Below are 15,238 nucleotides of genomic sequence, written 5' to 3'. Positions count from 1 at the left end.
GCTCCGCCCCGGACCCCGTACGGGCTCCATTCATAGCCCCGCCGGCGTTTGAGGCGCGGGGGTCTGGGGGCGGAGCCCCCAGGGAACGGTGGAAGGGCGGGTAGGGGACCGCTCCGCGCAGCGGCCCCCGTCCTGCTACTTGGCCGCCGCCCGCTTGGCCGGCTTGGCCGCCGGCTTCGCCGGCGAACCCTTGCCGTCGGAGTCGGCACCGGCCTCGGCACCCGCCTCGGCACCGGCGGCGCCCGCCTCGGCACCGGCCTTCGGACCGTCACCGGCCTTGGCCGCACCGCCACCGGCACCGGCCGTGGCCGCCAGGCGGCCCACGCCGAACTTCAGCGACGCCTCGTACGTGTTGTCCGGGTCCAGCCGGCGGAGTTCCTCCGCCAGCAGCTCCGCCGTGTCGCGGCGCTTGAGCGCCACCGCGCGGTCCGGCTGCCCCGGCATGCACAGCGTCGCCAGCGCGCCGTCCGCGCGGTCCAGGACGATCACGCCGTCCTTGCTCTCCAGGCGTACGGCCGTCAGCCCCGGACCGTCCGACAGGGTCCGCTTGACCGGGACCCCGAGGCGGTCCGCCAGCCACATGGCCAGCAGTTCGCAGCTCGGGTTCTCGTCCTCGCCCTCGACGGTCGCGGAGACCACCGAGACCGTCTGCTGGTCGAGCGCGGCGGCCAGCATGGAGCGCCACGGGGTGATCCGGGTCCACGACAGGTCGGTGTCACCCGGCGCGTACGCCTCCGCCCGCAGGCCGAGGGCCCCGAGGGGGTCCTCCGAGGAGTACGTGTCCGTGATCCGGCGCTGCCCCAGCGCGCCCAGCGGGTCGCCCGCCAGGTCCGCCGGAGCGCCCTCCGGCCACCAGACGACCACGGGGGCGTCCGGCAGGAGCAGCGGGAGCACGACCGACTGGGCGTGGTTGACCAGTTCGCCGTGCAGGCGGAGCACGACCGTCTCCCCGGTGCCGGAGTCCGCTCCGACGCGGATCTCCGCGTCGAGGCGGGCGTCGCGGCGGCTGCGCGGGGAGCGGCTGACCCGCTTGACCACGACGACGATCCGCGAGGGGTGTTCGTGGGACGCGTCGTTCGCCGACTTGAGCGCGTCGTACGCGTTCTCCTCGTCGGTCACGATCACCAGCGTGAGGACCATGCCGATGGCCGGCGTGCCGATGTCCCGGCGCGCCTGCACCAACGCGGCGTTGATCTTGCTGGAGGTGGTCTCCGTGAGGTCGATCTTCATGGCCGGCGCCAGCTCCGTCCGTCTCGTGCGAGCATCTCGTCCGCCTCGACCGGCCCCCACGTGCCCGCCGCGTACTGCGCGGGCTTGCCGTGCTTGTCCCAGTACTCCTCGATCGGGTCGAGGATGTTCCAGGACAGCTCGACTTCCTGGTGACGCGGGAAGAGGTTCGCGTCGCCGAGGAGGACGTCGAGGATGAGCCGCTCGTAGGCCTCGGGGCTGGACTCCGTGAAGGACTCGCCGTAGGCGAAGTCCATCGTGACGTCCCGGACCTCCATGGAGGTGCCCGGTACCTTCGAGCCGAAGCGGACCGTCACGCCCTCGTCCGGCTGGACCCGGATGACCAGGGCGTTCTGCCCCAGCTCCTCGGTCGCACCCGACTCGAAGGGCAGGTACGGGGCCCGCTTGAAGACCACCGCGATCTCGGTCACCCGGCGGCCCAGGCGCTTGCCCGTGCGCAGGTAGAACGGGACGCCCGCCCAGCGGCGGTTGTTGATCTCCAGGCGGATGGCCGCGTAGGTGTCGGTCTTCGACTTGGGGTCGATGCCGTCCTCTTCGAGGTACCCGACGACCTTCTCGCCGCCCTGCCAGGCCGCCGAGTACTGGCCGCGCACGGTGTGCTTGCCCAGGTCCTCGGGGAGCTCGACGGCCGTGAGGACCTTGAGCTTCTCCGCCACCAGCGCCTTGGGGTGGAAGGAGCCCGGCTCCTCCATCGCGGTCAGCGCGAGCAGCTGCAGCAGGTGGTTCTGGATGACGTCGCGGGCCGCGCCGATGCCGTCGTAGTAGCCGGCCCGGCCGCCGATGCCGATGTCCTCGGCCATGGTGATCTGCACGTGGTCGACGTACGACCGGTTCCAGATCGGCTCGAACATCGTGTTGGCGAAGCGGAGCGCCAGGATGTTCTGGACGGTCTCCTTGCCGAGGTAGTGGTCGATCCGGAAGACCTCGTCGCGCGGGAAGACCTCGTGGACGACCTTGTTGAGTTCCTCGGCGCTCTTCAGGTCGTGGCCGAAGGGCTTCTCGATGACGGCACGCCGCCAGGAGCCCTCCTTCTGCGCCAGCCCGTGGTTCTTGAGCTGCTGGACCACCTTGGGGAAGAACTTCGGCGGGACCGACAGGTAGAAGGCGAAGTTGCCGCCCGTGCCCTGGGCCTTGTCGAGTTCTTCTATGGTCGACTTGAGCGTCTCGAAGGCCGCGTCGTCGTCGAACTCGCCCTGCACGAACCGGCAGCCCTGCACCAGCTGCTGCCAGACCTCCTCGCGGAAGGGGGTGCGCGAGTGCTCCTTGACGGCCTCGTACACCTCCTGGGCGAAGTCCTCGTCCTGCCACTCGCGGCGGGCGAAGCCGATCAGCGAGAAGCCCGGGGGCAGCAGGCCGCGGTTGGCGAGGTCGTAGACGGCGGGCATGAGCTTCTTGCGCGACAGGTCACCCGTAACGCCGAAAATGACCAGGCCGGACGGCCCCGCGATGCGCGGGAGCCGCCGGTCCTGTGCGTCACGAAGCGGGTTCGCTCCGTTTACTGACAAAATACTCAGTCCTCCGCGGGGGCGAGGCGCGTCAGCTCCGCCTCGGTCGACTTCAGCAGGTCGTTCCAGGACGCCTCGAACTTCTCGACGCCTTCGTCTTCGAGCAGCTGCACCACATCGTCGTACGAGATGCCCAGCTTCGCGACCGCGTCCAGCTCGGCGCGCGACTGCTCGTACGTGCCGCGGATGGTGTCGCCGGAGACCACGCCGTGGTCGGCGGTGGCCTCCAGGGTGGCCTCGGGCATGGTGTTGACGGTGCCGGGCGCGACGAGGTCCACCACGTACAGGGTGTCCTTGTACGCCGGGTCCTTGACGCCGGTCGAGGCCCACAGCGGGCGCTGCTTGTTGGCCTGCGCCTTGTCCAGGGCCGCCCAGCGCTCGCTGCCGAACACCTCTTCGTAGGCCTCGTAGGCCAGACGGGCGTTGGCGAGGGCCGCCTTGCCCTTCAGGGCCTTGGCCTCGTCGGTGCCGATGCCGTCGAGGCGCTTGTCGATCTCGCTGTCCACGCGGGACACGAAGAAGGAGGCGACCGAGTGGATCTTGGAGAGGTCCAGGCCGGCGGCCTTCGCCTTCTCCAGGCCCGCCAGGTACGCGTCCATGACCGCGCGGTAGCGCTCCAGCGAGAAGATCAGCGTGACGTTGACGCTGATGCCCCGGCCGATGACCTCGGTGATCGCCGGCAGGCCGGCCTCGGTCGCCGGGATCTTGATGAGCGTGTTCGGGCGGTCCACCAGCCAGGCGAGCTGCTTGGCCTCGGCGATGGTCGCCACCGTGTCGTGCGCGAGGCGCGGGTCGACCTCGATGGACACGCGGCCGTCCTGGCCGTCGGTCGAGTCGAAGACCGGGCGCAGGATGTCGGCGGCGTCCCTGACATCCGCCGTCGTGATCATGCGGATGGCCTCGTCGACGGTGACCTTGCGGGCGGCGAGGTCGGCGAGCTGCTGCTCGTAGCCGTCACCGCTGCTGATCGCCTTCTGGAAGATCGACGGGTTGGTGGTCACACCGACCACGTGCTGCTGGTCGATGAGCTCGGCGAGGTTGCCGGACGTGATGCGCTTGCGGGACAGATCGTCCAGCCAGATCGCCACGCCCTCGTCGGAGAGGCGCTTGAGTGCGTCTGCCATGGGAATTACATCTCCTACTGGTTCGGGTACCGGTCTTCAGCGCGCGGCGGCGATGGAGGCCTTGGCGGCTGCGGTCACGGCTTCGGCGGTGAGGCCGAACTCGCGGAACAGGACGGCGCCGTCGGCCGAGGCACCGAAGTGCTCCAGCGAGACGATCCGGCCCGCGTCCCCGACGTAACGGTGCCAGGTCAGGCCGATGCCGGCCTCGACCGCGACTCGCGCCTTCACCGACGGCGGCAGGACGCTGTCCTTGTACTCCTGGGTCTGCTCCTCGAACCACTCGACGGAGGGCATCGAGACCACGCGCGCCGGGACGCCCTCGGCCTGCAGCGCCTCGCGCGCGGCGACGGCGAGCTGGACCTCGGAGCCGGTGCCGATGAGGACGACCTGGGCGTCGCCTCCTTCGGCCTCGAACAGCACGTAGCCGCCCTTGGCCGCGTCCTCGTTGCGCTCGTACGTGGGAACGCCCTGGCGGGTGAGGGCCAGGCCGTGCGGGGCGCCCTTGCCGTACACCTTGGTGTGGCGCTTGAGGATCTCGCGCCAGGCGACGGCGGTCTCGTTGGCGTCCGCCGGACGGACGACGTTCAGACCCGGGATGGCGCGCAGCGAGGCGACGTGCTCGACCGGCTGGTGGGTCGGGCCGTCCTCGCCGAGGCCGATGGAGTCGTGCGTCCACACGTACGTCACCGGCAGGTGCATCAGCGCGGACAGGCGGACGGCGTTGCGCATGTAGTCGGAGAACACCAGGAAGGTGCCGCCGTAGATGCGGGTGTGGCCGTGCAGGGTGATGCCGTTCATCACGGCGGCCATCGCGTGCTCGCGGATGCCGTAGTGGATGGTGCGGCCGTACGGGTCGGCCTCCGGCAGCGGGTTGCCCACCGGCAGGAACGAGGAGTTCTTGTCGATGGTCGTGTTGTTGGAGCCGGCCAGGTCGGCCGAGCCGCCCCACAGCTCCGGGATGACCGCGCCGAGGGCTTCGAGGACCTTGCCGGAGGCGGCGCGGGTGGCGACGCCCTTGCCGGTCTCGAAGACGGGGAGCTTGTCCTCCCAGCCCTCGGGCAGCTCGTTGGCCTCGATGCGGTCGAAGGCGGCGGCGCGCTCGGGGTTGGCGGTGCGCCAGGCGGAGAACTCCTTCTCCCAGGCGGCGCGGGCGTCACGGCCCCGGTCGACCAGGCCGCGGGTGTGGCCGAGGACCGCGTCGGAGACCTCGAAGGTCTGCTCCGGGTCGAAGCCGAGCACGCGCTTGGTCGCGGCGACCTCGTCGTTGCCGAGGGCCGAGCCGTGGGAGGCCTCGGTGCCCTGGGCGTGCGGGGCGGGCCAGGCGATGATCGAGCGGGCCGCGATGAAGGACGGGCGGCCGGTCTCGGCCTTGGCGGCCTGGAGGGCGGCGAACAGGGCCTTCGGGTCGAGGTCGCCGTTCTCCTGCTGCTCGACGCGCTGGACGTGCCAGCCGTACGCCTCGTAGCGCTTCAGGGTGTCCTCGGAGACGGCCGTCTCCGTGTCACCCTCGATGGAGATGTGGTTGTCGTCCCACAGCAGCACCAGGTTGCCGAGCTTCTGGTGGCCGGCCAGCGCGGACGCCTCGTGGGAGATGCCCTCCTGGAGGCAGCCGTCGCCCGCGATCGCGTAGACCATGTGGTCGAACGGGGACGCGCCCTCGGCGGCCTCCGGGTCGAACAGGCCGCGCTCGTAGCGGGCGGCCATGGCCATGCCCACCGCGTTGGCGATGCCCTGGCCCAGCGGGCCGGTGGTGGTCTCCACGGCGGCCGTGTGACCGTACTCCGGGTGGCCGGGGGTCTTGGAGCCCCAGGTGCGGAAGGCCTTGAGGTCGTCCAGCTCCAGGCCGAAACCGCCCAGGTAGAGCTGGGTGTAAAGAGTCAGGGACGAGTGCCCCGCGGAGAGCACGAAACGGTCACGCCCGACCCACTGCGGGTCCGAGGGGTCGTGCCGCATGACCTTCTGGAAAAGCGTGTACGCGGCGGGGGCCAGGCTCATCGCCGTACCGGGGTGTCCGTTCCCGACCTTCTGGACCGCGTCGGCGGCCAGGATGCGGGCGGTGTCGACGGCCCGCTGGTCCAGTTCGGTCCACTCGAGCTCTGGGGTGGTCGGCTTGGTGCTCACCGTTGGTCAGGGCTCCTCTCCACATGTTGTTTTGCCGGTGACGAACGGTGACACCGGCGCGATTCCGAGCCTACCCCCGCCAAGGCGTGCGGCTATTCGAGTGCACGCAGTGCGTCGCCGTCCCGGCGTCCGCCGTTCACCTGGGATCCGCCGTTGGTGATCTTGTCATCGGTCCGATCGGCTCAACACGAGGCGACCCCCGCGCAGGGCGAGGTAAGAGCTACGTCTACAGTGGCGTGGTACGCGCAAGCCTTTACCGAGCCTTCATTTACTGGAGGCATCGCTTCGGAAGCTTGCTGGATTCTCTCTCAGGGGTGTGCGTGACGGCCGTCGAATCCCGTCCAGCGGGGGTGCTCGGGACGAGCCCCGGTCACCGGCCGTTCGGGGCCCGGGTCATGGCTTTCGTGGCTTTGACCAAGCCGCGGATCATCGAACTTCTGCTGATCACCACAGTGCCGGTGATGTTCCTCGCGGAGCAGGGCGTGCCGTCGCTGTGGCTGGTGCTCGCCACCTGCTTCGGCGGTTACCTGTCCGCGGGCGGCGCGAACGCGCTGAACATGTACATCGACCGCGACATCGACGCGCTGATGGACCGCACGTCCCAGCGCCCGCTGGTGACCGGCATGGTGAGCCCGACCGAGTGCCTGGTGTTCGGCATCTCGCTCGGCGTCGTCTCGACGCTGTTCTTCGGGCTTCTGATCAACTGGCTGTCGGCCGCCCTCGCGCTCGGCGCGCTCCTCTTCTACGTGGTCGTCTACACGATGCTGCTGAAGCGGCGCACCGCGCAGAACATCGTCTGGGGCGGGATCGCCGGCTGCATGCCGGTGCTCATCGGCTGGTCGGCGGTGAAGAACGAGGTCTCCTGGGCCGCCGTCATCCTCTTCCTGGTCATCTTCTTCTGGACGCCGCCGCACTACTGGCCGCTGTCCATGAAGGTCAAGGACGACTACGCGCGGGTCGGCGTGCCGATGCTGCCGGTGGTGGCGGGCAACAAGGCCGTGGCGCGCCAGATCGTCCTCTACAGCTGGGTGATGGTGGCGGTCTCGCTGCTGCTGACCCCGCTGGGGTACACGGGCTGGTTCTACACCTCGGTCGCGCTGCTGGCCGGCGGCTGGTGGCTGTGGGAGGCGCACGCGCTGAGCGCCCGGGCCAAGGCCGGGGTGACGGGCGCGAAGCTCAAGGAGATGCGGCTGTTCCACTGGTCGATCACCTACGTCTCGCTGCTCTTCGTCGCCGTGGCCGTGGATCCCTTCCTCCGCTGATTACTCGCCGGTAGCATGCCGTCCATGGCAGAGACCGCAGACACCGCAGACACCTCCGGGGCCGCAGCGCCCGCGGACAAGAAGCACAGCCGCACGGCCGCGAAGCTGGCCCGGCAGATCGGCGCGTTCGCCAAGCAGCACGGCGGCGCCGAGGGCCAGCTCGCGCACATCGGCCAGGCGGGCACCCGGATCGTCCTCGTGGGCACCGACGGCGGCTGGGGCGACCTCGTCGCCCCGACGTACGCCGTGGCCCAGCTCGCCGCCGAACAGGCCGGGCTGACCCTCCACGAGGAGTTCGACGGGGAGTTCGCCGCCCGGGTGAAGACCGGCCCGTACGAGTGGACCCGGATGGCCGGGATCCAGATCGGCGGCCCCGCCAACCCGGCCGCCTGAATCCTCGAACAGCGGCTCGGTCAACAGAGCGGGCAATACTTCACACCCCGCTCACCCGTTAGGACGTGTGGAAGCCGCTTCCCCACGTCCGCAACGGGATGACCGGATGATCGAAACGCCGCCGCTGGTGGACCAGCACTGCCGTGGGGTGCTCCGCACGGAGCTGGGCATCGCCACCTTCGAGGCCCAGCTGATCCGCTCGGCCGGCCCGCCCGCCCCGGGCACCACCTTCTTCGACACCCAGACGGGCTTCGCCGTGCGCCGCTGGTGCCCGCCCCTGCTCGGCCTGGAGCCGCACTGCCCGCCCGCCCGGTACCTGGCCCGGCGGCGCGAGCTCGGCACCGCCGAGAGCACCAGACGGCTGCTGCGGGGCTCGGGGACGGGCGCGTACCTCGTCGACACGGGAGCCCCCGGGGACCTCACCGGGCCCAAGGAGCTGGCCCTCGCCGGGGACGCGGAGGCCTTCGAGGTGGCCCGGCTGGAGTTACTGGCCGAGCAGGCCGCCGACACCTCCGGGACCGTCGCCGCCTTCCTCGCCAACCTCGCCGGGGCCGTCCACCACGCCGCGGCCGGAGCCGTCGGCTTCGCCTGCGGGGCCCGTACGGGGTGTGCGGCCGCCCTGGCCGGGGCTCCGGCACCGCCCGGGCCCGGCGAGGTCCGGGCCGCGGCCGGACGCTGGCTGGCCGGGCGCACCAGGGGAGGGGAGCTGCGGGACCCCGTGCTGCTGCGGCACCTCGTGTGGAGCGCGCTGGCCTCCGGGCTGCCGCTCCAGCTGAACACGGGCGGGGCCGACCCGGAGCCGCTGGGCGGCTTCCTACGGGCCACGGCGGGCCTGGGCGCACGGCTGGTGCTGGGCGGCGCGTACCCGTACCACCGGCAGACGGCCCGCCTGGCGGCGGAGCACCCGCACGTCCACGCCGACCTCGGCCCGGCCCTCGCACGCACGGGGGCGCGGGCCGCCGCCGTACTGGCGGAGCTGCTGGAGGCCGCGCCCTTCGGCAAGCTGCTCTACTCCAGCGGCGGGCGGGACCTGCCCGAGCTGCACGCGGTCGGCGCCCTGGTGTTCCGCGAGGCGCTGGGCCGGGTCCTGGGGGGCTGGGTCGCCGAGGGCGCCTGGTCCTGGCAGGACGCGCAGCGCGTCGCGGGACTGCTCGCGGCCGGCAACGCCCGGCGCGTCTACCGGCTCGACGAGCGCGGCTGAGGGCGCAGGGCACCGCCGGCCGGGGGGCGGTGCCTCAGACCGCCGAGAGCTGCTCCTCGTCCCGCGCGGGGGCCTCCACCGGGTCGGCGGAGCGCTCGCGCAGGCTCAGGGCCAGGCGCAGCACCGAGATCCACACCAGGCAGGAGCCCAGCATGTGCACGGCGACCAGCACCTCGGGCAGCTTCGTGAAGAACTGGACGTAGCCGATCGCACCCTGGGCGAGCAGCACGACGAGCAGGTCCCGGGCGCGCGCCCGGGTGTCGGCGGGGGCGTCGACCACGCGCAGCACCAGCCACATCGCGACGGCGAGCGCGCAGACGAGCCAGGCGGCGACGGCGTGCACGTGGGCGGTGGCCGCCCAGTCGAACGGCATGCGCTTGATCTCGCTCTTGTCGCCGGCGTGCGGACCGGAACCGGTGACGACCGTGCCCGCCGCGATCAGCACCAGGGTGGTGGCGATCAGCGCCCACGACAGCTTGCGCACGGGCCCCGGTACGCGCGGCCGGGGGGCACCGTCGCCCTCGCGGGCGCGCTGCCAGGAGACGGTGGTGACCGCGATCAGGGTGGTCGCCAGCAGGAAGTGCCCGGCGACGCTGTACGGGTTGAGCCCCGTCAGCACGGTGATGCCGCCGAGGACCGCGTTGCCCATGACCAGGGCGAACTGGGTCCAGCCGAGCCGGGTCAGCGAGTGCCGCCACGGCGTGGCCGCGCGCGCCGCGAGGATGAACCAGCCGACGGCCGCGCACAGCACGTACGTCAGCATCCGGTTGCCGAACTCGATGGCTCCGTGGAAGCCCTGGGCCTGGGTGACGACGAGGCTGTCGTCGGTGCACTTGGGCCAGGTGTCGCAGCCGAGACCGGATCCGGTCAGCCGCACCGCGCCGCCGGTGACGATGATGGCCACGCTCATCAGGAGCGCGGCGGACGCGGCCCGCCGGACGGTCCGGGGTGACGGCGTCCAGCGGTCGGCGATGTATGCGAATGGGTTCAACACGGCGCCTATCGTATGCGGCGCCTTGTGCAAACTTTCACGAGGGGGTGCCGGCGGCAGCGTCGGGCCCGAGCGTCAGGCGGAACCTGGCCCCGGCCGGATCCCCCTCCTCGTGCCACCACACCAGCACCCGCCACAGGCCGCCCTCACCGGGGTGCAGCGGCGAGGCGGCGAACCCCCGCACCAGGTCGGCCCCCACCTCCTCGGCGGTCAGCCCGCGCACCTGCGCCGACCCCTGCCAGGGGTCCGGCTGTACGTTCCACAGCCCGTCGGCGCCCCGCACCTCGACCCGCCACACCGCCAGCCACGGGGTCACCTCCAGCATCGTGGCGACCTGGTCGGCGTCCAGCCCCAGCCGGCCCCCGATCACCGCCGAGGGCACGCCCTGGATCAGGGCCGCGACCACCGCCTGCGGCAGCAGCCGCTCGGGCAGCAGCCCGTCGGCCCGGAGCCCCGCCAGCGCGTCGAAGTCCAGGAAGCGCAGCCGCAGCTCCAGCTGGCGGCCGATGTGGTCCAGGGCCTCCTCGGCCTCCTGCGCCGCCTCGGGCCCGGGGTCCGCGAGCAGCAGCCGGCGGAACCCGGCCTCGGCGTCCACCGCCCAGGCGACCGCCTGCGGCGCGGAGCCCAGCTCCGCGAGCCGGTCCGCGAGGAACACCTTGGCCTGCGCGAGCCCCCGCCGGTTGACCGGGTCCTCCTGGTCCAGCCCGGCCCAGACCTCCACGGCGGCCCGCGTCACGTCACGGGCGCGTTCGCCGGCCGCCCGTTCCATCGCGCCCGGGCCGCTCTCGCCGCCCGGGCCCAGCGGGTGCCGGGGGAGGCGGGCCCCGTCGCTCAGCGGCCACGCCAGCCAGACCCCCTGGTTGATCAGCCCCCGGGCGTACCAGCGGGCGAACTCCGGCGCGTGCGGCGCGGCCCGGCGCGCGTGCCCGAGCCCCTCCTCGACGGCGGCCAGCGCCCCGGCCCGGTCCCCGCCGCCGAACCGGCGTGCCGCGAGGTCGCCCAGGCGCAGCCCGAGCCGGGCGGCGCACTCGGGGTCGGTCCGCGCGGGCCCGCGCAGCGCCCCGATCAGCTCCCGCAGCAGCCGCTCGCTCTCGGCGGGCCCGGCCGGGTCGGCCCCCGACCGGATCCGCGCCCACTGTCCGTCCAGCCGCAGCGCGGCCTCCCGCTGCTCCATGCCGTGCCCCCCGGCGTTCCGATGTGCGGAGGCTGGTCATCCTCCCGCGGGGCCAACGTTCCGGGGCGCCGATTCACTCCCGGTGGAGCGGGCCGGGCCCGCCGGGCCGGATCACTCCCAGCGGAACCACCTGGCGGCGGCGCCCAGCCCGAGGACCGCCCAGACACCGAGGACGGCCGCGTCGCCCCACGGCAGCGCGGCCCCGCCCCGGAGCACCTCGCGCAGCCCGTCGGAGAGCGCCGAGATCGGCAGCAGGCCGAGCACGGACCGCACCGCTTCGGGGAACTTCTCCAGCGGCACGATCACCCCGCCGCCGACCAGCAGCAGGAGGAACACGAGGTTGGCCGCGGCCAGGGTCGCCTCGGCCTTGAGGGTCCCCGCCATCAGCAGGCCGAGCCCGGAGAAGGCGGCCGTGCCGAGCAGCAGCAGGACCGCGACCGACAGCGGGTTCCCGTGCGGGGACCAGCCCAGCGCGAGGGCGATCACCGTCAGCAGGGCCACCTGGAGCACCTCGGTGACCAGCACCGACAGGGTCTTGGCGGCCATCAGCGCCCAGCGCGGCAGCGGGGAGGCCCCGAGCCGCTTGAGCACCCCGTAGCGGCGGTCGAAGCCGGTGGCGATGGCCTGGCCGGTGAAGGCGGTGGACATCACGGCGAGCGCGAGGACGCCCGGAGCCAGGAAGTCGACGGACTTCCCCTCTCCCGTGTCGACGATGTCGACGGCGGAGAAGAGGGTCAGCAGCAGCGCCGGGATGATCACGGTGAGCAGCAGCTGCTCGCCGTTGCGCAGCAGCATCCGGGTCTCCAGCGCGGTCTGCGCCCAGATCATCCGGGACACCGGCGCGGCCCCCGGCCGGGGGGTGAACGTACCGGCGCTCATGCGCGCAGCTCCTTACCGGTCAGTTCCAAGAAGACGTCTTCGAGGGTGTGCCGCTCCACGGAGAGGCTGTCGGGCATGACCCCGTTCTGGGCGCACCAGGAGGCGACGGTGGCCAGCAGCTGCGGGTCCACGTCGCCGGTGACCCGGTAGGCGCCGGGGGTGAGCTCGGCGGCCTGGGTGCCGTCGGGCAGGGCCTTGAGCAGGGAGGCGAGGTCGAGGGAGGGGCGGCCGGTGAAGCGCAGGGTGTTCTCGGCGCCGCCGCGGCACAGCTGCTCGGGGCTGCCGTGGGCGATGACCTTGCCGGCGTCCACGATGGCGACCTCGTCGGAGAGCTGCTCGGCCTCGTCCATGTGGTGGGTGGTGAGGACGACGGTGACGCCGTCGGCGCGCAGTTCGCGTACGAGGTCCCAGGTCGCGCGCCGGGCCTGCGGGTCGAGGCCGGCGGTGGGCTCGTCCAGGAAGACCAGCTCGGGGCGGCCGACGACGGCCATGGCCAGGGCGAGCCGCTGCTGCTGGCCGCCGGAGAGCCGGCGGTAGTTCGTACGGCCGCAGCCGCCGAGGCCGAGGCGTTCCACGAGGGTGTCGACGTCGAGGGGGTCGGCGTACAGCTTCGCCATGTGGCGCAGCATCTCCACGGCGCGGGCGCCGGAGTAGACGCCGCCCGACTGGAGCATCACCCCGATGCGCGGGCGCAGCCGCTCGGCCTGGGCGACCGGGTCGAGGCCGAGGACGCGGACGGTGCCGGCGTCGGGGCGGTGATAGCCCTCGCAGGTCTCCACCGTGGTGGTCTTGCCCGCGCCGTTGGGGCCGAGGACCGCGGTGACGGAGCCGCGCGGGACGGTGAGGTCCAGGCCGTCCACCGCCGTTTTGGGGCCGTACCGCTTCACCAGTCCGCGGATTTCCACGGCGGGGTCGTTGCTCATGGTGACTGAGTCTACGGAGGCGGGGAAGAGGGCCTCGGCCCCGGGGTGGACCGGGTGGGAAAGGCGGAATCGATTCGAACACGGGCCGCCGGGCACGCCTTCTTCCGGCAGGAATGGAAACGGAATTCCATCTACCGATTAACTCTCCGTAGATAAATAAGGTAACCCTTAGTGATGGACGCCACCGGGCGTGGCGTCCGTCACGGCTTGTCGGGGCTCGCTTAATTACGCAACAATGGCGTTGTGAAAAACGGCGAACGGATGAGCGAGGCCCCCCAGGGGGAGCTCGCGACCGGAGAGCGGTCAACCCGCAACCGGGTCGCGAGGTCCATCCTGGACCACGGCCCCTCCACCGTCGCCGACCTCGCGCAGCGCCTCGGCCTCACCCAGGCCGCCGTCCGCCGCCACCTCGACACGCTCGTCGCCGACGACGTGGTCGCACCCCGTGAGCAGCGTGTGTACGGCACGCGCACCCGGGGCCGGCCCGCCAAGGTCTTCGCGCTGACCGACTGCGGCCGGGACGCCTTCGACCAGTCCTACGACACCCTCGCCGCCGACGCCCTGCGCTGGATCGCGCAGTCCGTCGGAGGGGGCGAGGAGGGCGAGGCGGCCGTCGCCGCCTTCGCGAGGGCGCGGATGGAGACGCAGGCGCGGAGCTACCGGGAAGCCGTGGAGGCGGCCGCACCCGCGGCCCGCACCGAGGCCCTGGCCAAGGCGTTGACCGCGGACGGGTACGCTGCTACGGCGAAGAGCGCTCCCGGTCCGCACAGCGGTGAACAGCTCTGTCAGCACCACTGCCCGGTCGCACACGTCGCCGAGCAGTTCCCGCAGCTCTGCGAGGCGGAGACCGAGGTCTTCTCCCGCCTGCTCGGGACGCATGTGCAGCGCCTCGCCACGATCGCCCACGGCGACGGGGTGTGCACCACGTTCATCCCGCGAAGCGCCACACAGACCGACACATCAGCATCTGCAAGTACGGCCGGGAGGAACCCCGCATGACCACGGAGACTGCTCACCCTGAGCTCGAGGGTCTGGGCAACTACGAGTACGGCTGGGCCGACTCCGACGCGGCCGGTGCCGCTGCCAAGCGGGGTCTGTCCGAGGACGTCGTCCGCGACATCTCGGCGAAGAAGTCCGAGCCGGAGTGGATGCTGAACCTCCGCCTCAAGGGCCTCAAGCTGTTCGGCAAGAAGCCCATGCCGATGTGGGGCTCCGACCTCTCCGGCATCGACTTCGACAACATCAAGTACTTCGTGCGCTCCACCGAGAAGCAGGCCGCTTCCTGGGAGGAGCTGCCCGAGGACATCAAGAACACGTACGACAAGCTCGGCATCCCGGAGGCGGAGAAGCAGCGCCTCGTCGCCGGTGTCGCGGCCCAGTACGAGTCCGAGGTCGTCTACCACCAGATCCGCGAGGACCTGGAGGAGCAGGGCGTCATCTTCCTCGACACGGACACCGCGCTCAAGGAGCACCCGGAGCTCTTCCAGGAGTACTTCGGCACGGTCATCCCGGTCGGCGACAACAAGTTCGCGTCGCTGAACACCGCCGTGTGGTCGGGCGGCTCGTTCATCTACGTCCCCAAGGGTGTCCACGTGGACATCCCGCTCCAGGCCTACTTCCGCATCAACACGGAGAACATGGGCCAGTTCGAGCGGACGCTGATCATCGTCGACGAGGACGCCTACGTCCACTACGTCGAGGGCTGCACCGCCCCGATCTACTCCTCGGACTCGCTGCACAGCGCCGTCGTCGAGATCATCGTGAAGAAGGGCGGCCGCTGCCGCTACACGACCATCCAGAACTGGTCGAACAACGTCTACAACCTGGTCACCAAGCGCGCCGTGGCGTACGAGGGCGCGACCATGGAGTGGATCGACGGCAACATCGGTTCCAAGGTCACCATGAAGTACCCGGCCGTCTACCTGATGGGCGAGCACGCCAAGGGCGAGACCCTGTCCATCGCCTTCGCGGGCGAGGGCCAGCACCAGGACGCCGGCTCCAAGATGGTCCACATGGCGCCGAACACCTCCTCCAACATCGTCTCCAAGTCGGTGGCGCGAGGCGGCGGCCGCACCTCCTACCGCGGTCTGGTCGAGATCGGCGAGGGCGCCGCGGGCTCCAAGTCCAACGTGCTGTGCGACGCGCTCCTCGTCGACACCATCTCCCGCTCGGACACCTACCCCTACGTGGACGTCCGCGAGGACGACGTGACGATGGGCCACGAGGCCACCGTCTCCAAGGTCTCCGACGACCAGCTCTTCTACCTGATGCAGCGCGGGCTCACCGAGTTCGAGGCCATGGCCATGATCGTGCGCGGCTTCGTCGAGCCGATCGCGAAGGAGCTGCCGATGGAGTACGCGCTGGAGCTCAACCGGCTCATCGAGCTGCAGATGGAGGGCTCGGTCGGCTAACCCCGA

At 71.6% G+C, this 15,238-nt stretch carries 13 protein-coding genes; 5 read left to right on the top strand and 8 right to left on the bottom strand.

Annotated elements, in window-relative coordinates; all coding sequences use genetic code 11:
- Positions 1-135: 135 nt before the first annotated feature.
- From opcA to tkt, 4 genes are read right to left on the bottom strand one after another with little or no spacing between them, the layout of a single operon-like run.
- Positions 136-1,230: a glucose-6-phosphate dehydrogenase assembly protein OpcA gene (opcA, locus tag ACQKM2_RS32910; protein ID WP_427716311.1), complete on the bottom strand. Its 1,095-nt coding sequence runs from the start codon at positions 1,228-1,230 to the stop codon at positions 136-138.
- Complete coding sequence (gene zwf / locus ACQKM2_RS32905; protein ID WP_427716325.1) at positions 1,227-2,756, bottom strand: glucose-6-phosphate dehydrogenase; 1,530 nt, start codon at positions 2,754-2,756, stop codon at positions 1,227-1,229. Before zwf ends, opcA begins: the two co-directional genes overlap by 4 nt.
- A gap of 2 nt (positions 2,757-2,758) precedes the next feature.
- Positions 2,759-3,877 carry a transaldolase gene (gene tal, locus ACQKM2_RS32900; protein WP_427716308.1) on the bottom strand — a complete coding sequence of 373 codons (1,119 nt, stop codon included), beginning with the start codon at positions 3,875-3,877 and terminating at the stop codon, positions 2,759-2,761.
- A 36-nt stretch (positions 3,878-3,913) separates the two neighbouring features.
- Positions 3,914-5,998: a transketolase gene (gene tkt / locus ACQKM2_RS32895; RefSeq protein WP_427716305.1), complete on the bottom strand. Its 2,085-nt coding sequence runs from the start codon at positions 5,996-5,998 to the stop codon at positions 3,914-3,916.
- Positions 5,999-6,318: 320 nt separating this feature from the next.
- Here tkt and ACQKM2_RS32890 point away from each other — a divergent pair, with 320 nt between their 5' ends.
- The 3 genes from ACQKM2_RS32890 (at position 6,319) to ACQKM2_RS32880 (ending at position 8,854) form a co-directional block, all read left to right on the top strand.
- Positions 6,319-7,260, top strand: a complete 942-nt coding sequence (locus ACQKM2_RS32890; RefSeq protein WP_125817115.1) for a heme o synthase — start codon at positions 6,319-6,321, stop codon at positions 7,258-7,260.
- A 15-nt stretch (positions 7,261-7,275) separates the two neighbouring features.
- The gene (locus ACQKM2_RS32885; RefSeq protein WP_007263446.1) at positions 7,276-7,653 is read left to right on the top strand and encodes a hypothetical protein; all 378 of its coding nucleotides are present in this window, start codon (positions 7,276-7,278) and stop codon (positions 7,651-7,653) included.
- A 106-nt stretch (positions 7,654-7,759) separates the two neighbouring features.
- Entirely contained in the window at positions 7,760-8,854 is a 1,095-nt protein-coding gene (locus tag ACQKM2_RS32880) for an amidohydrolase (protein WP_427716302.1), read from the top strand.
- Between the two features lie 34 nt (positions 8,855-8,888).
- Here ACQKM2_RS32880 and ACQKM2_RS32875 read toward each other — a convergent pair whose 3' ends face one another.
- The 4 genes from ACQKM2_RS32875 to ACQKM2_RS32860 all read right to left on the bottom strand — a co-directional run bounded on the left by ACQKM2_RS32875 (position 8,889) and on the right by ACQKM2_RS32860 (position 12,821).
- Positions 8,889-9,878: a COX15/CtaA family protein gene (locus ACQKM2_RS32875; RefSeq protein ID WP_427716301.1), complete on the bottom strand. Its 990-nt coding sequence runs from the start codon at positions 9,876-9,878 to the stop codon at positions 8,889-8,891.
- 4 nt (positions 9,879-9,882) lie between these two features.
- Complete coding sequence (locus tag ACQKM2_RS32870) at positions 9,883-11,019, bottom strand: hypothetical protein (RefSeq protein ID WP_427716299.1); 1,137 nt, start codon at positions 11,017-11,019, stop codon at positions 9,883-9,885.
- Between the two features lie 111 nt (positions 11,020-11,130).
- A complete protein-coding gene (locus tag ACQKM2_RS32865) occupies positions 11,131-11,898 on the bottom strand; it encodes an ABC transporter permease (RefSeq protein WP_427716297.1) in 768 nt (255 codons plus the stop codon).
- Complete coding sequence (locus ACQKM2_RS32860) at positions 11,895-12,821, bottom strand: ABC transporter ATP-binding protein (RefSeq protein WP_427716294.1); 927 nt, start codon at positions 12,819-12,821, stop codon at positions 11,895-11,897. The genes ACQKM2_RS32865 and ACQKM2_RS32860 overlap by 4 nt, the downstream gene beginning before the upstream one ends.
- Positions 12,822-13,082: 261 nt before the next feature.
- Here ACQKM2_RS32860 and ACQKM2_RS32855 point away from each other — a divergent pair, with 261 nt between their 5' ends.
- Both ACQKM2_RS32855 and sufB read left to right on the top strand, forming a co-directional pair.
- Positions 13,083-13,820, top strand: coding sequence for a helix-turn-helix transcriptional regulator (locus tag ACQKM2_RS32855; RefSeq protein WP_362468584.1), 738 nt, complete (start codon positions 13,083-13,085; stop codon positions 13,818-13,820).
- A complete protein-coding gene (sufB, locus tag ACQKM2_RS32850; RefSeq protein WP_427716291.1) occupies positions 13,817-15,232 on the top strand; it encodes a Fe-S cluster assembly protein SufB in 1,416 nt (471 codons plus the stop codon). The genes ACQKM2_RS32855 and sufB overlap by 4 nt, the downstream gene beginning before the upstream one ends.
- The last annotated feature ends 6 nt before the right edge of the window (positions 15,233-15,238 follow it).

This window comes from Streptomyces sp. NPDC004126 (assembly GCF_050275515.1).
Taxonomy (GTDB): domain Bacteria; phylum Actinomycetota; class Actinomycetes; order Streptomycetales; family Streptomycetaceae; genus Streptomyces.
The sequence above is the reverse complement of the archived record's forward strand: the minus strand, read 5'-3'. Positions and strand labels throughout refer to the sequence as shown.

Bases quoted from the DNA above. Each gene is read 5' to 3' on its own strand.
- opcA (WP_427716311.1), bottom strand. From the start codon at position 1,230: ATGAAGATCGACCTCACGGAGACCACCTCCAGCAAGATCAACGCCGCG.
- tal (WP_427716308.1), bottom strand. From the start codon at position 3,877: ATGGCAGACGCACTCAAGCGCCTCTCCGACGAGGGCGTGGCGATCTGG.
- ACQKM2_RS32885 (WP_007263446.1), top strand. From the start codon at position 7,276: ATGCCGTCCATGGCAGAGACCGCAGACACCGCAGACACCTCCGGGGCC.
- ACQKM2_RS32880 (WP_427716302.1), top strand. From the start codon at position 7,760: ATGATCGAAACGCCGCCGCTGGTGGACCAGCACTGCCGTGGGGTGCTC.
- ACQKM2_RS32870 (WP_427716299.1), bottom strand. From the start codon at position 11,019: ATGGAGCAGCGGGAGGCCGCGCTGCGGCTGGACGGACAGTGGGCGCGG.
- ACQKM2_RS32865 (WP_427716297.1), bottom strand. From the start codon at position 11,898: ATGAGCGCCGGTACGTTCACCCCCCGGCCGGGGGCCGCGCCGGTGTCC.
- ACQKM2_RS32860 (WP_427716294.1), bottom strand. From the start codon at position 12,821: ATGAGCAACGACCCCGCCGTGGAAATCCGCGGACTGGTGAAGCGGTAC.
- ACQKM2_RS32855 (WP_362468584.1), top strand. From the start codon at position 13,083: ATGAGCGAGGCCCCCCAGGGGGAGCTCGCGACCGGAGAGCGGTCAACC.
- sufB (WP_427716291.1), top strand. From the start codon at position 13,817: ATGACCACGGAGACTGCTCACCCTGAGCTCGAGGGTCTGGGCAACTAC.